Source organism: Xenorhabdus beddingii (genome assembly GCF_002127545.1).
In the GTDB taxonomy this organism is placed as follows: Bacteria; Pseudomonadota; Gammaproteobacteria; order Enterobacterales; family Enterobacteriaceae; genus Xenorhabdus; species Xenorhabdus beddingii.
In genome coordinates this window covers 1-1,349 of sequence record NZ_MUBK01000009.1, presented here as the reverse complement: position 1 = coordinate 1,349, position 1,349 = coordinate 1, and the positions used below count along the sequence as shown (strand labels likewise).

1 protein-coding gene and 1 pseudogene are annotated in these 1,349 nt (G+C 38.3%); both read right to left on the bottom strand.

Annotated features, from left to right (window positions below):
* Positions 1-662: 662 nt before the first annotated feature.
* The gene (locus Xbed_RS20500) at positions 663-905 is read right to left on the bottom strand and encodes a T6SS immunity protein Tdi1 domain-containing protein (RefSeq protein WP_279625511.1); all 243 of its coding nucleotides are present in this window, start codon (positions 903-905) and stop codon (positions 663-665) included.
* 81 nt (positions 906-986) lie between these two features.
* A pseudogene (locus tag Xbed_RS20495) lies at positions 987-1,235 on the bottom strand (GAD-like domain-containing protein); the annotation flags it as partial.
* Positions 1,236-1,349 lie beyond the last annotated feature (114 nt).

Below are 1,349 nucleotides of genomic sequence, written 5' to 3'. Positions count from 1 at the left end.
ACTCATTTCTCCTTACTGGATAGAAAATGAATTTGCTATGTGTGCAGGAAAACCGTACCTAGACGAAAAAATATCTATTGGTAATAATATTCAGACAAATTAATTGAAGCATGATGGGATGTCGATGGTTTTTTGTTGTCACGTATCCAACCCGTTGATGGTTGTACCCGCAAGCGTGCGGCGGAGTCTTATGGCAAGGCAACCTTCCGGAAGGTTAAGGCAGGTGGTGAGAAAATTTTGTCCGGGGGAAAGTAGCCGGACAGGGCATTCCCGTCAGATGGATCCGTGAAGAAAGTGATCTGGCTGGCAATTCAGGCCGCTTCACCGCAATGGACAATGCCGTTGCAGGACTGGCGAATCTTCGATAACGGGTTCTGAAAATTGACCTAACATGTTGAAGTGAATATATAAATCCAGTTTTCTTCCATAAAACATCCAAAATCTTCATCCCGTATTATTTATGCCTATACCCAAAATAATTCGAGTTGCATCGCGGCGGCAAGGGAACTCATCCCCGGGAGCATAGATCACTATGTGACCGGGGTGAGTGAGCGTAGCCAACAAAGAGGCAACTTGAAGTATGACGGGTATATAATCAATGTATAAAGTGGCTGTTTGCACAACCACTATTAACAATAGATAAATGTCAAAGATTAAAATGATTAAATCTCTTGAATATCTGGATCTGCAAATTGCCTTAAAATATCCAAGTGAATATGCATATCTAATTTTCTGACATTTTCGAGTTTGATTTCACCCCCTAAGATAATGGCAGGTTCAAATCCAAATATTTCATTTTCATTTAATGGGCCATACTTTTCAACAGCGCATGAGAAAAACCCTTTTTTTGTATTACCTTTTAGATCTAAACCATCGTTGGATTTTATTCCAAAAAAGGAAGATATTTCTCGATCTAATTTACCCTTTTCTTTTTTATAAGATCTTTCCTTGCTATAAAAAATAGTATTGAAAATACAATCTATTGTTAAATTAAGTCCTGTTACCTCTCCACAAAGGTAGAGTTTACCAAAACCATTTCGCGCAATGGCATGGTAGGAATCGATTGATTCAAAAGGTGTATCCTCTAACCACATATCAACAATATCTTCATAATTATCGGGATCTACAATGCTAAACAATCCATTCTGGTAGCTGTTCCAACCTTCTGTTTTCCAATAATGTAATAATTTGCCAGGTAATTTTCCCTGCCATTTTTCTATTACTTCAATGGGAACATCTTTAACTTGAGTGTAAGCATCCGGTCATCTCACCTTGCTTTACCAACCAACACTAAAAATGGGGGATTTTTAACTGAAAGGATTATCTGACCAGGGAAGGAGTTCATTCAA